This window comes from Nocardia sp. NPDC050793 (assembly GCF_040654065.1).
Lineage (GTDB): Bacteria > Actinomycetota > Actinomycetes > Mycobacteriales > Mycobacteriaceae > Nocardia.
The window spans coordinates 1,146,059-1,160,123 of the sequence record NZ_JBFAHG010000001.1; the positions used below are offsets into that span (position 1 = coordinate 1,146,059).

Annotated in this window: 9 protein-coding genes; 5 read left to right on the plus strand and 4 right to left on the minus strand. The window is 67.0% G+C overall.

Features of this window, described 5'->3' with window-relative positions; genetic code table 11:
- Nucleotides 1-25 precede the first annotated feature (25 nt).
- The 3 genes from AB0H50_RS05095 to AB0H50_RS05105 are packed head-to-tail and all read left to right on the plus strand — an operon-like array spanning nucleotide 26 to nucleotide 4,493.
- A complete protein-coding gene (locus AB0H50_RS05095) occupies nucleotides 26-2,431 on the plus strand; it encodes an AAA family ATPase (RefSeq protein WP_357446897.1) in 2,406 nt (801 codons plus the stop codon).
- Nucleotides 2,428-3,558, plus strand: a complete 1,131-nt coding sequence (locus tag AB0H50_RS05100; protein ID WP_357446900.1) for an aminotransferase class V-fold PLP-dependent enzyme — start codon at nucleotides 2,428-2,430, stop codon at nucleotides 3,556-3,558. The genes AB0H50_RS05095 and AB0H50_RS05100 overlap by 4 nt, the downstream gene beginning before the upstream one ends.
- A complete protein-coding gene (locus AB0H50_RS05105; RefSeq protein ID WP_357446903.1) occupies nucleotides 3,555-4,493 on the plus strand; it encodes an aminoglycoside phosphotransferase family protein in 939 nt (312 codons plus the stop codon). The genes AB0H50_RS05100 and AB0H50_RS05105 overlap by 4 nt, the downstream gene beginning before the upstream one ends.
- Nucleotides 4,494-4,598: 105 nt before the next feature.
- Here the strand turns inward: AB0H50_RS05105 and AB0H50_RS05110 are convergent, their stop codons facing one another.
- The 4 genes from AB0H50_RS05110 to AB0H50_RS05125 all read right to left on the minus strand — a co-directional run bounded on the left by AB0H50_RS05110 (nucleotide 4,599) and on the right by AB0H50_RS05125 (nucleotide 11,132).
- A complete protein-coding gene (locus tag AB0H50_RS05110; protein WP_357446906.1) occupies nucleotides 4,599-8,111 on the minus strand; it encodes an indolepyruvate ferredoxin oxidoreductase family protein in 3,513 nt (1,170 codons plus the stop codon).
- A gap of 28 nt (nucleotides 8,112-8,139) precedes the next feature.
- Nucleotides 8,140-9,798 carry an FAD-dependent monooxygenase gene (locus AB0H50_RS05115; RefSeq protein ID WP_357446909.1) on the minus strand — a complete coding sequence of 553 codons (1,659 nt, stop codon included), beginning with the start codon at nucleotides 9,796-9,798 and terminating at the stop codon, nucleotides 8,140-8,142.
- Nucleotides 9,795-10,310 (minus strand): VOC family protein, encoded by a 516-nt coding sequence (locus AB0H50_RS05120; RefSeq protein WP_357446912.1) that lies wholly within the window; start codon nucleotides 10,308-10,310, stop codon nucleotides 9,795-9,797. The genes AB0H50_RS05115 and AB0H50_RS05120 overlap by 4 nt, the downstream gene beginning before the upstream one ends.
- Before the next feature lie 246 nt (nucleotides 10,311-10,556).
- Nucleotides 10,557-11,132 carry a TetR/AcrR family transcriptional regulator gene (locus AB0H50_RS05125; protein ID WP_357446915.1) on the minus strand — a complete coding sequence of 192 codons (576 nt, stop codon included), beginning with the start codon at nucleotides 11,130-11,132 and terminating at the stop codon, nucleotides 10,557-10,559.
- A gap of 107 nt (nucleotides 11,133-11,239) precedes the next feature.
- Here AB0H50_RS05125 and AB0H50_RS05130 point away from each other — a divergent pair, with 107 nt between their 5' ends.
- Nucleotides 11,240-12,106 (plus strand): fumarylacetoacetate hydrolase family protein, encoded by an 867-nt coding sequence (locus AB0H50_RS05130; protein ID WP_357446918.1) that lies wholly within the window; start codon nucleotides 11,240-11,242, stop codon nucleotides 12,104-12,106.
- The gene (locus tag AB0H50_RS05135; protein WP_357446921.1) at nucleotides 12,103-14,052 is read left to right on the plus strand and encodes an acyl-CoA synthetase; all 1,950 of its coding nucleotides are present in this window, start codon (nucleotides 12,103-12,105) and stop codon (nucleotides 14,050-14,052) included. Before AB0H50_RS05130 ends, AB0H50_RS05135 begins: the two co-directional genes overlap by 4 nt.
- The last annotated feature ends 13 nt before the right edge of the window (nucleotides 14,053-14,065 follow it).

The window sequence follows — 14,065 nt, forward strand, 5'->3', positions numbered from 1 at the left end:
CCGCACGAGTGGGAGGGGAACAGTTTTGTCGCGCCTTCTTGCGCCGCCTCCGTTGGTCGACCGCGTCGATGAACTCGCGCAGCTGCTAGGACGCGTCGACCACTCCGTCCGGACCGGCGACAGCACCGTGCTGGTACTGCGGGGTGAGGCAGGCGTCGGCAAGACGAGCCTGTTGACCACTCTCGCCCATCGAGCGATGACCGAGCACGCCGAAGCGGAGTTGCTGGCCGGATACGGGCAGGCGATGTTGAACTCCCTGGCTTCGGATTCTTTCCAAGCCATCCGCGAATGCCTCCGCTCGTTGACATCGTCCGCGGAGCGGTCGAGCGCGCGAGGCAGGCTCGAACGCATGGTGTCGTCGTTCCGCGAGCACGCGCCGGACTGGATCGAGTCGGTTCCGGTGGTAGGCCAACTGCTGGCGGCGGGTGTGCGCACCGGGCAGACGTATGCCGAGTCGGGTCGCGACGAAACCGAGATCGACAGCAGGCTCGACCAATTGCTGCGGTTGATCGAGGATCTGCTGACCGACAGCCCGGTGCTCATGGTCTTGGACGACCTGCATTGGGCCGACACCGCCACCGTCGATCTGTTGACGACGATCGCGCTACGGGTAAAAGGCCCGTTGATCCTCGTTCTCGCCTATCGTCCCGATCAGCTGCGCTCACCGGATCAGACGCATCCGTTGCAGCGCGCGGTCTTCCGGCTGTGCCGGTACCTGCCGGAGACGGTCGTCATGGATCTCCCTCGGCTGTCCAGCGCAGACACCGAGTTGTTGATACGCCAGGCGGCAGGCAGCCATTCCGTTGCACCGCACGTCGTTTCGAAGATAGTTCGATTGAGCGCGGGCAATCCACTGTTCGCCGAGTCGATGGTCAGGCTGGGAGACCATGCGGGTGATTCCGCGCCGCGGCAGATCACCGCGGTGTTGGAAGAGCGGCTGTCGTATCTCGTCGACGAGGATCAGCGATTGCTCGAGGTCGCGGCGCTGATCGGTTACAGCTTCGAGGTCGACTATCTCGCGCGGCTGGCACGCATGGACATCGACGACGTGTACGAGCGACTGCACGTCCTGTTCTCCGAGCACGGTGTGGTGCGTCCGGCCGAGCCGCGCGGCGACTACGACCGGTACGTGATTCACCATCCGCTGTTCGCACAGATCCTGCGGGATCGCGGCGTCGCCAACGCGCCACGCTGGCGACGCCAGCACACCCGGCTGCTGGAGATCTTGGAAGGCGAAGACGAGTGGGACGACGAACTGCAGGTTCGTGCCGCCGCCGTCGCCGCGGCCGCGCGTAATCGCACCAAAGCCGGGACGCTCGCCTTGGCGGCGGCTCGCAGGCAGTTCGCCTTGGGCGCCGTCTCCAAAGCCCGTGACCTCGCGAGAATCGCGGTGGAACAGCTGCCATCGTTCGACGCGTCGGCGCTGCTCGCGGAGTGTCTGTCCGCAGAGGGAGACCATGTCGCAGGCACCGAAGCTTGTGCGGACGCGCTCGCTCGTGCCGGCGCCGAAACGGTCGCACCGGCGCTGGAGGCGCAGGTGCGACTGCTCTGGGCGCGCAATCTGCGCATGACGTGCCACTGGGAGCAAACCAGCCGGGTCCTCGACGAATTGATCGCCGACTATCCGGAGCCGGGCCCGATTCTGTCCGAAGCGCTGATGCTGCAAGCCGAGGTCGCATTGTGCGGACCTGTGCAGAACGCGCCGCTCTGCATCGAACTCTGCGACCGGGTCGCGGCGATGAGCACCGAACCCGAGGTCCGGTCCCGCGCATTCGGACACCGGGGTCTGGCACATCTGGCCGCGTACGACCCGGCAAGTGCCGATCTTTGGCTGGCCGAGGCCATCGACGCGGCTCGCGAAACAGGTCATCCCTACGCGGAATACGAGGCGCTGCACTGGCTGAGCAAGAAGACCATGGCGTGCCTGGAACTCGACCGTTCCTGGCAATTGCTGGAGGAATTGGCCGCGATGTCACGAACGTCCGGCGTCGCCAGCGAAAATCCGCCACATCTGCGGGATTCGAGCCGGGTCCTCGGGCTCCAGCACCGGTACACCGACGCCGCGGAAGCTTTCGCCCGCTATCTCGACGTCAGCTTGGCGCCATCGCTTGGGCGAGTGGCGACGATGCTCGCTTGGCAGATCCACGAGCTCGCGCAAGTCAACGGTTCGATCGCCCCCGAGACGTTTCTCGGACGACTCAGGGACGCCTGTCACGAAGACCTCCTCGCCCCCGACCGCTGTGCTCGGCTCGGTGAACACCTGGATGCGCTGGAGCGTCGCCCTAGGACCTGGAACCCCACCGAGTTCGCCATCGCCGAACTCGGTGCGACACCCGATGATGCCCACGCGGCCGAAGCGATCTTCCGATTCGACGTGCTGAGCTTGCCGCAGCTTCGCGCCGCGTTGCCCGAGGCCGGGGCGGCCTCGTGAAACCGGCCGCGTCCGAGGAATTCACCCTCGCGCCCGGCCTGATCCAACTGAACCACGCCTCGTACGGACTGGCTTCCCGCACGGTGGCCGACGCGGCCATGAAGCACCGCCGCCGGATCGAATCAGATCCGACGCGGCACCTCGGAGCCGAACTACTCGAGGACCTGCGCGCTCGAACCGCGCTCGTGTGCACGGCTTTCGGGTTGACGCCCGAGCACACGACGCTGTGCTCGAACGCGACATCCGGTGCCGCGGCGATCATCGCGTCCGTCCCGCTGACCCCGGCCGACACCGTGGTGGTGCTCGACACCGAGTACTCGTCCATCAACCGCGCATGGCAAGTGGCATCCGGCAGAGCTGGTGCGCGGTACATCGAAATCGCCGTCCCACTACCTTTTCAGGGCACCGCTTCCCTACTGAGCCGCCTGGAGAACGAAGTTCCCGGGCCTGTTTCCTACCTGCAGACGAGCTTGATCTCGTCGTCCGCAGCCTTGCGGCTTCCCGTCGCCGAGATCGCCGAGTGGACCCGCGGGCGCGGTGGTCATCTCATCCTCGACGCGGCGCACGGACCGGGTCATGTCCGCATCGCACCCGACACGTGGGGTGTCGCTGCCGTGTTCGGCACCCTGCACAAGTGGTTGCCCGCCGAGCGGACCGTCGGATTCCTCTGGCTGACAGAGCAACTCGTCGACCGGATACGGCCCGCCGAGGTCTCGCTGACCTGGGACTCGGCGGATCTCGTCGAGCGATTCTCCTGGCCGGGCACTTTCGACCCGGTCCCCCGGCTGTGCGTCGGCGCCGCTGTCGCGCAGTGGGTGGGCTGGGAGCACAAGGGACTCCTCACCGAGTGCGAAAAACTCGCCGACCACGCGACGTCCACACTCGAGGCACTCGCCGCACGACCGACCGCAGGCCGCGAATACCTTCCGCCCCGGCTGCGATCGTTCATCCTTGACGGTGTGACGGTGGCCGAAGTCAAGTCAGCACTCAGCAAGGCCGACATCAGAGCTTGGGTCGGTCCGGGGCCGAGCGGAGAGTGCCTGCTCCGCATAGCAACCCACATCTACAACGATCGCGGCGACGTCGCCGCCCTCGCCGCACTACTCGAGGAGGTACTTCACCCATGATCGTGCCTCCCATACCCGAACGCCTCGAGAAGGCGATTCTCTTCCTGCGCGGCGAAGAGGACGGCCGTGCCTGGCTCGACGCGCTGCCCGCGCGAATCGCCACCTACGTAAGACGGTGGCGATTGGTCGCGGAAAGCATCGCGGACAACGGTGCCATGTCCTGCTGCGTCTACTGCACAACGCCCGGTGGGATCCCCGCCGTACTGAAAATCCCGGTCGACCAGGAATCCGGTTACACCGAAGCTCAGCTGCTCCAACGGTGGGCTCCGGCCGATGCGGCGCCGACAATTCTCGACCACGACGACGAATCCGGCGTCTTCCTCATGACCCGCATCCTGCCCGGTTCCATCGCCTGGCCCGAGAACGACGCCGGTGACGCCGCCCACTACGGCGAACTACTCACCCGCCTGAACCAAGCCGACTTACCTGGCCCGCCGACCCTCAAGGATCTGGCGAACGTCGCCCACATGCGAATGGATTGGGCCCGTGAACGATTCGCCGACCCGAGCTACGCCCCGGCGATGAAGGCCTTCGGCGCGACCGCCCGTCTCGCCGAAGCCGAAACCATTCTCGGCATGCTGTTGGAAACCACCACCGACCGTCATGTCCTGCACGCCGACCTGCAAGCCAAGAACATCCTCGAAGGCCCCGACCACTGGTACACGATCGACCCTCTCGGCGCGATCGGAGACATCAACGCCGAGGCGGCCCTCTGGATCGCCATCCAAACCGGCACCACCTCGATCCAACAACGCCTCGACCAGTTCGCCGACCATCCCCTGCTTCACCCGACCCGCCTGCACGCCTGGACTTACGTCCTCACGGTCGCCGAATACCGTCCGTACATCCCGGCGTCGGCAGGCCGCATGGCCCGCTTCGTGGACGCCACGGAGGCCGCACAGATCATCACGGGCCTGTCCCTGCCAGGGACCTGAAAGTCATCGGCTGCCGTAGACACGTATTTTGTTCCCCCGCAAATACACCTGTGTGCCGGTCCTCCGAAAGCGAGGACCGACACACAGCATTGGAAAACGGATGTCCTAAACGACGCCAACCGTCGATCGGGCAGCACGATAGGTGTCCAACAGCTCAGCCGCTCGGGCGCGGTAGCGAACGATATTCGCCTGTTTGATGGATTCGTATCCGCGAACCATGTCCGGCAGATCGGCGATTTCGACAGCGAGAGCGTGGTTTTCGGGCCGCAGTTCCGCCAGCAATTCTTCGACGAGCGCACGGTACTCGGCGATCAACGCGCGTTCCTGCCTGCGCACTTCGGCCATGCCGAACGGATCGAACCTGGTGCCCCGTACCCGGCGCATGGCCGTCAGCAGCCGGTACACGGGCCGGAACCAGGGGCCGAGTTCGATCTTGTTCCGCATCCCCATCGCCCGGAGGATCGGCGGGTGCAGGCGGTGCGACATGCGGGCGCCGGGACCGAACTCCGCTTCGATCGCGGCCCGCACGGCGGGGTCGACCGACAGCCGGGCGACCTCGTACTCGTCCTTGTAGGCCATGAGCTTGTAGAGGTACCGCGCTACCGACTCGGTGAGTGCGGTCGAACCGGGAATCCGCTCCTCTTCGCGCTGCCGCACGTGCTCGATGAATCGGCCGTATTCCCTTGCGTACGAGAGACTCTGGTAATCGACGAGATCTGGGATGCGGACGGTGACCAACCGCGTCAACTCGGTCCGATCGGATGCCACCTCGGCGATCAATCGCCGAACATCTTGCGGCATTTCCCGGTTCGTGCTCTCGACCGGCGACTTCCCCTCGATCGCAGCCTCGAACACCGCGGCGTCCGCGACGGCCAGGCGGCCGTAACGGAACGCCTGCACGTTGGCCGCGACCTGCACGCCGTTGAGCGTGATGGCCTGCTCGACCTCCGAGGGCAACAGCGGCAACGAACCGGATTGCACCGCCGCACCGACGAGCAGGAAGTTGGCGTACTGGTCCTCGCCGAGCAGGACAGCTGCCGCGCGCCGGGCATCGAGGAAGATCGCCTCGCGAGTCGTCGAACGCAGGGCGTCCCGGATGGGCGCGACGTCAGGGAAACCCACGGTGGTGTCGATGACCATCTGCCCCGTCGGGACCTCACTGGTGGAGATCACCGCCGTGGTCCGTTCGGCGCTCGCCGCCGCCAGATACCGTTCCTCGGCGGCGACCAGGATGTCGCATCCGAGATACAGATCGCACTCCTCGGCCGCCGCCTTCCCGGCCTGGTCGGTCGGTTCGGCGGAGATCTTGAGGTCCGAGACGACCGCTCCCCCCTTCTGCGCGAGACCGGTCTGGTCCAAGGTGCGGACATGGCGACCGGCCAGCGCCGCGGCGGTGCTGAGCACCTGCGCCAGTGTGACCACACCGGTCCCGCCCACTCCGGTGATGCGCGTGGTGTGGGTTCCGTCGAGCGCACACACCGGCTCCGGTAGGGCGTCGGCGTCGAGCAGTGTCGCCCGGGTTCGGTCGGCGCGCTTTCCCGCGGGCGCCACGGTGATGAACGACGGGCAATCGCCCGACAGGCAGGAGAGATCTTTGTTGCACGAGGACTGGTCGATGCGCGTCTTGCGCCCGAACTCGGTGGCGATCGGCTGGACCGACAGGCAGTTCGACTTCTCGCCGCAGTCCCCGCAGCCCTCACAGACCCGTTCGTTGATCACCACTCGCTGCGCGGGCTCCGGCGCGAGCCCGCGCTTGCGTTTGCGCCGCAGTTCGGTCGCGCATTCCTGGTCGTGAACGAGCAGGGTGACACCGCGCGTGCGCGCGAGGACGTCTTGGGCTTCGATCAGCCGGTCACGATGCCAGACTTCCACTCCGCGAGGAAGTTTCGTCTTGCGATAGCTCCTGACATCGTCGGTGGTGACGATGATGCGTGCGACCCCTTCGGCGACCATGGCCTCGCAGATGGCAGGCACCGTCATCAGCCCGACGGCCTGCTGCCCGCCGGTCATGGCCACGGCCGAGTTGTAGAGCAGTTTGTAGGTGATGTCGACCCCGGCCGCGATCGCGGCACGGATCGCGAGGCTGCCGGAGTGATGGAAGGTACCGTCGCCGAGGTTCTGGATGAGGTGATCGCGCTCCAGAAACGGCGCCATACCGATCCATTGGGCGCCTTCGCCGCCCATCTGGGTCATGCCCGCCACCTCGCCCACCTGTTTGGCGTCCATCAGCGTCACCATGCCGTGGCAGCCGATCCCCGCGCCGACGGTGGCGCCCGCGGGGACCTTCGTCGAGACATTGTGCGGACAACCCGAGCAGAAATACGGCGTCCGGGTGACGAGGGGCAGCGCAATCGGACCACGTCGGCGGCGCGACTTCCCCGACCACTCGTCGACCGAGGGGAAGCCACCGATCTCGGACAGCCGCGTGGCCAGATGGGTCGCGACGATATCGGGGTCGAATTCGCCGTCGGCCGGGAACAGGGCTGCGCCGCTCGGCATCTGCTTGCCCGAGACCGCGGGCGCGCCGGGCCTGCCGTAGAGCAGACCCTTGACCGCCGACTCGATGAGTGCGCGCTTCTCCTCGACGACGATGATCTCGGGCAATCCGTCGGCGAACTCGTCGACGACGCCCGGCTCGAGCGGGTGGATCATGCCGAGCTGGAGCAATCGCACGCCTCGCCGCGCCAGCTCGTCGTCATCGAATCCCAAGGCGCGCAGGGCTTGCCGGACATCGAGGAATGTCTTTCCCGCGGCGATGATGCCGACCCGGTCCGACGAACCGGAATGCGTGATGCGATTCAGCCCGTTCGCCGCGGCGTATCGGCGGGCGATCTCCAGGCGCGCGCCGTCCCGGCTCCGTTCCAGCACACCCAGCACCGGTTGCAGGACCCGGCCGGTCACCTCGTGCCGGTACTCGGAGCCGTCCACGGTCAGGTCGGGAACGACCGGACGGACCCGGTCCGGGTCCACATCCACCGTTCCCGACCCGTCCGCGACGTTGGTCACCACCTTCATGGCCACCCACAACCCGCAGGCGCGCGACATGGCGATCCCGTGCAGGCCGAAGTCGAGCGCCTCCTGCGGATCGGCCGGATAGAGGATCGGCAGTCCCAGATCGGCCAGGAGCAGTTCGGAGGCTCCCGGCACGGACGACGACTTCGCCGCCGGATCGTCGCCGACCAGCGCGAGCACCCCGCCCTCGGGATGGGTGCCCATGAGATTGCCGTGCCGAACCGCGTCGGCCGCGCGGTCCAGCCCGGGGGACTTCCCGTACCAGATCGCGCTGACGCCGTCGACGAGCTTGTCGGATTGCATTGCGGCGAGCTGAGTTCCCTGCACGGCGGTCGCCGCGAGTTCCTCGTTCACGCCCGGTCGGAACACGATGTCGTGCCGGTCGAGCAACGCGGCATTGCGTTCGAGTTCGGTGTCGTAACCGGCGAGCGGCGAGCCCTCGTAGCCGGAGATGAAACAGGCGGTGCGGCGCCCCGCTCGTTCGTCCGCCCGACGCAGATCCACGGGAATCCTTGCCAGCGCTTGGATTCCGGTGAGATGAACTCGCCCGCGTTGCACGGTATATCGGTCACGCGGTGACGCCACCGGCGCTGATTGATTCGTCACGACAGAGGAATTCCTAACGAAGAGACGGTCAGAAGACGGAGTGGGTCGCCGCGCACGCGGCGTCGAGCGCGACCACCAGGTCCCGAACGGGCGTGGCGGACAAGCGATCCGCCCGCCAGGCGATGTGCCCGTCGGGGCGAACCAGGATCGCGCCGTCGTCGGGGATCCCGCACAGGCCGGGTCCGGCGATCTCGAAGTCACGTCGCGGAACGCATGCCTGGACAGGGACGTTCGTGTCGACTTCGCGCAGAGCGCCGCCCCACGCAGCGCCGTCACGCCCGGTGATGAGCGTGAACCCTGGAATCAGCAGATCGTGCGTCGAGATCGTGACCCCGTCCTTGTTGATCCACGCGTGCGGGAGCCTGCCGCCGGGGACCGCCACGGTGAGCGGGTCCGCCTGCGCCTCCGAAGGGCAGCCGACGCCGTACACGTAGCCGATCTCGAGCTCGAGATAGTCGAAGTGGGGGCGCTGCGCAGGGATCGACTCGGCCAATCGCTTTCGCTCGGCCGCGGCCACCGCCGGATCCGAGCTTTCGAGCCGGGCGGCGACCTCGAGGGTGTTGGGCCCGATCCCGGCATCGGCCATCTTCACCGCGTTGGTGACGCTGTTTTCGGCATTGGCTACGGCGATGGGCCTCCGCTCGGATTCATAAGTGTCGAGCAAGGTTTCGGACGCCCAGCCGTTGAGCACCGCGGCCAGCTTCCACCCGAGGTTGTCCGCGTCGACCAGTCCCGTGTTCATGCCGAGACCGCCGGTCGGCGGAAATCGGTGCGCCGCATCGCCCGCGAGGAAGACTCTCCCCTTGCGATACTGCCGCGCGGTGCTCGCCGCGAGCATCCAGGTACCGACGGAGCGGACCTCGACGTCGAGGTCGGGCGCCCCCATGCCGTCCCGGATCAGGTCGGCGCAGCGCTCGGGGGTGTAGTCGGCCACCGACTCCCGGGCCGGGTCGAATCCGAAGTTGAATGTCCAGCGGTCGCCGCCCATGCGGATGAACACGCCGGGGCAGGCGGTGTTCAGCACCCAGAACAGCAGGGCGGGATCCTTGTCCGTCCAGCGCGACAGATCGGCGTGGAAGTACACGTTGATCTGATGCCCGAACTCCGGAATGCCCTCGATCTCGATGCCGAGGCCGTGCCGGATCTTTCCGGACGCTCCTTCCGCGGCCACGACGTAGTCGGCGCCGAATCGCTCCTTCCCCTCGCGTGTTTCGATGCGCACGTCGACCGAATCGCCGAGATCGTGCACAGCGGCAACGCGCGCGCCGTAGCGGACCTCGGCCATGCCCTGCCGGCGCACCGCTTCGAGCAGCCGCCGCTGCACCCGATCCTGTGCGCACGAGCCGACGGCCACCGGTGACGATCCCAGCCGTCTGGCCAGCTGCTCCGCGGGCGCCTCCGCGAGCTCGAGCCGACCGAACTCCTCGCCGGCGACGGTGTGCTTCCAGACGAAGCTGAGCCCGCAGTTCAGATCGACCGCGTCCTCGATGATCTCGTCGTGGATGCCCCAAAGGCGCAACAGTTCCATCGATCTCGTGTTCACCACGTGCGCGCGCGGGTGCGGATTGATGTCGTCGAACTGGTCGCAGACGATACTGCGCACGCCGTGCCGACCGAGCACGTACGCGGTCGCGAGCCCCACCGGGCCGGCGCCGACGATCAGGACCGGAATGCGTTCGTCGCTCACGGCCGCTTCACCAGCTCCGCCAGCGGTTCGCCCGCCTCGAATCGGGCGATCAGCTCTTCCGGAACGAAGTCGACGCCGATCGGATTGGTGGCGAAGTCGTCGGACTCGAAGAACGCCTGCGCCTCCTCCTCGGTGGCGAAACTATCGATCTGCAACTCGATCTGGTTGCCGTCAGGATCCCGGTAGTACATCGACACCGTCGGACCGTGGTTGATCGTCCAGAACGGCTGCACGCCATCGGCTTTCAGCCGCGTGTAGTTGCCGAGCAGATCCCCGAGGGAAGCGTAGGTGAAGGCCATGTGGTGCATGCCGGTGTGCGCGTCGGTGGGCTGCTCCGTCGCGCCGGTCGCGATGAACGCGACCCGATGGTGTTCGTCGTCGTAGGTCATGAACGCCAACATGTCGTTGGCGAAGGACACGTGACCTTCGAGGACGTGCAGATACCAGTCGGTCATCTCCTGGAGCCGATTGGTTCGTAACACGATGTGGGCGAGTTTGACGGGTGACGCCATCGTTGGCACCTCCGAACGGTGTGGCGAGAAGAGCTTCTCTTGAATGTGGTCCAAGACACGCTAGCGGTCTCATGAATGACAGTCAAGAGATGGCCCAGTGCAGGGCAGACGCGCCGCAGCGCACAGCCCAACGAAGGGGAGCAGTCGACAAGATCAACACCCCAGACCAGGGCGTCACAAACGCCCGGAACGCCTCGCGCCCGGGTGAATCACCGAACTATTTGGCCGCGACCAGCGGCAATACCGTCAGCGAGCGGCTTTGGCGGTCGCGGAAGCGACCAGCGCGTCGGTCACCAGATCGATCAAATCGCCGACCGGGCGATCCAGGCGACGCGTGCTGACCAGGACCCCCTCGAACAACACATGCCCCGCATCGGCGATCAGCCCCACGTCGGCGCCCTTCGGCAGGCGGTTCGAGATGGCGGCGAACAGACGCTCCTCGAGCCATCGCTGAATCTGCTCGTAAGCAACCCGAACCGACTCCGAGTCCGCCATCCGCTCGTACGCCTCGCGATGCAGCGCCCGGTACGGCTGCACCGCGGCCAGCAGCCCGACGAGCTCGTTGCGCGGATCACCGCCGAGCTCCGGATCGGCCTCCACACTCTCCCGCGCGGTGCCGAAGATCGAGGTCAGCGCCGCGGCGAACAGGTCGTCCTTGGTCGGGAAGTACCAGTGCACCGCCGCGGGCGCGATACCGGCGGCGCGGCCGACCGCGGCCACGCTCGTCCCGCGGTATCCGTTGGCGGCGAACAGCTCTACAGCGCGTTCGACGACCGCCGCTTCACGCTCGGCCTTCGGGATCTGCTGTCGATTCCTGGGCATGACGTGAGCTTACTGTCCCGGACGACCTCTTGACTGCGCGTCATGACTACTCTTAACTGTCAGACAAGAGCGGCGAAGGTGCCGCCATCGATCGCGGAGGTACCGAGATGCGCCTGTACACAACCAACGATGGAATCGCACGCGAGGACCGGGCAGGCGTGCTCTCCGTGCTGGACCTGCCGCAGTGGGATCTCGGCGAGTTGCTCGACGGCCCCGGCCTGGACGCCGCGCGGGCGGCCGGAACGCTCCGCGACATCCCCCTGGACGCGGCGACGCTGCATGCGCCGGTGCGCAGACCGGGCAAGGTCGTCATCATCGGACTCAACTACCCCAGCCACGCAGAAGAGGCCTTGGCGGCGTTCGCCGCCATCGGCCGCACCGACATCGAGATGCCCACCGAGCCCAACCTTCAGATCACCGCGGGATCGGCCGTGACCGGACCGATGAACCCCATCGTCCTGCCCGGCGTCGCCGCCGCGGAAGTCGACTACGAGGGCGAACTCGCGGTCGTCATCGGACGCGCTGCCACCACTGTGCCGGTCGAGGCCGCCTGGGATCACGTGGCGGGACTGACCGTCGCGAACGACGTCTCGGCGCGCGACATCCAGCGCCGCGCGATGACCGGTGACGCGGGCGCATCGATCGGCGTGGCCAAGAGCTTCGACACCTTCACACCGCTCGGCCCGTGCCTGGTCACCGCGGACGAGTTCACCGACGGGATCGACCTGCGTATCCAGACCCGAGTGAACGGCGAACTGCGCCAAGACGATCGAACGAGCAGCTTCATCCACTCGATTCCCGAGATCGTTTCGTACCTGTCGAAGTACCAGACGCTGCTGCCCGGCGACGTGATCTGCACCGGGACCCCGCGCGGCGCCGGACTGTTCTCCGGCAGCTTCCTGCGACACGGAGACATCGTCGAGGTCGAGGTCGAGCGGATCGGCATCCTGAGCAATCCGGTGGTCTCCGCATGAACGCCGAAACGAACGTGCACACCGTCCGCCACGACACCGATCGGCTCACCGATGTGCCGCTGTCCGATCGCGATCTGCCCGCCACCACCTACGACCTGCTGGAACGATCCGCGCGACAGCACGGCGACAAGCCTGCCCTCCGTCTGCTCCCCGGCGGGAACCGCTGGGACGAACCGGAGACCTGGAGCTACGCCGAACTGCTTCGACGGACGACGCAGGCCGCGAATCTCTATGCCGCACTGGGACTCGAGCCCGGCGGTGTGGTCGGCCTCATGCTCCCGAACACCGGAACGACCTACGCGGCGCTACTCGGGGCGCAGGCCATCGGCATCGCCAACCCGGTGAATCCGATGCTCGCCACCGAACACCTCGTCGAGATCCTCCGTCTAACCGAGGCACGGATACTCGTCGCACCCGCGCCCGCACTCGATCCCGTGAGCTGGGACAAGGCGTGCGCGGTGGCGGAGGCGCTGCCCTCGCTGCGAGCGTTGATCTCCGTCGGTGGGCCGGTGCGCACCGCACCGGGTATCTGGGTCGGCGATTTCGACCAGCTGGCCGCCTCCCGGCCCTCGGACGAGCTCACCTTCGAGAACCGGCCGGACGCATCCGACATCGCCGCCTATTTCCACACCGGCGGCACGACCGGAGTGCCGAAGGTGGCCCCGCACACGCACGCGAGCGAGGTCTACATCGCCTGGGCGCTCGGGCAGCACGGCGCGTTCGGCGGCGACACCGTGGTTCTGACGGGGCTGCCGCTGTTCCACGTCAACGCCATCCTCGTCTCCACCCTCGCGCCCTTCCTGAAGGGTGGAACGGTGGTATCGCTGGGCAGCCTCGGGTTCCGGGATCGCGAGGCTGTGGCCGACTTCTGGCGAATCGTGGAACGCTATCGAGTCACGACCTTCTCGGCGGTTCCGACGGTGTACGCCTCCCTGCCACCGGTGCCCGAGGGTGTCGACATCTCCAGCTTGCGCGCCGGCATCGTCGGCGCGGCCCCACTGCCGGGCCTGGTACGAGCCGAATTCGAGTCCGCCACCGGTGTTTCGATGATCGAGGGATACGGGCTCACCGAGGCGACCTGCGTCAACACCATCGGACCTATGGTCGGCGGCAAGCCGGGGTCCATCGGGCTTCCTCTGCCCTATCAGCAGATCAAGGCCGTCCGAATCGGCGCGGACGGACTTCCGTCCGGCGACTGCGGGCCCGGTGAGGTCGGCGTATTGGCGATCAAGGGCCCCAGCGTCTTTCCCGGATATCTCCGGCCGGGGCCGGACGGTCCCGCCCCTGATCCCACGGGTGTGATCGTCGACGGCTGGTTGATCACCGGCGATCTCGGCAGGGTCGACCCGGACGGCTTCGTCTATCTCACGGGGCGCGCCAAGGACATCATCATCCGCGGCGGCCACAACGTCGACCCGCGCCTGGTCGAGGACGCGATGCTGGCGCATCCCGATGTCGTTGCGGCCGCGGTGGTTCCGCGCCCCGACGCGTATTCGGGCGAAGTTCCCGCCGCCTATCTCGTGCTGCGACCGGGCGCCGATCCGGATCCCCGCGAGCTCAGCGCATGGGCGGCGCAGCACGCGCCCGAACCGGCCGCCGTACCGAAGTTCATCCACACCATCTCGGCCATACCGGCAACCGCGGTCGGCAAGGTGAACAAGGTCGCCCTGGCGCACGACTCGGTGAATCGCGTTGTGCTGCACGAGCTCCGGGATGCGAGCCTGTCCGGCGAGGTGACGGTGACCGATCGCGGCGGCCGCACACACGCGCTGATCGACCTGGTGAACGATGCCCCCCTGGCCCGCCTCGGCGAGTTCCGCGAACGTTTGAACGCCTACTCGTTCGCGCACGATATCCGGATTCACAAGGGTTTTCAGCATACGACCGGGAGCGCGCCGACCGGGAAGGCCGTCGTTCATCCGGACCGTGAAGGAGCGGGTTCATAACCGCCTCCTGAGG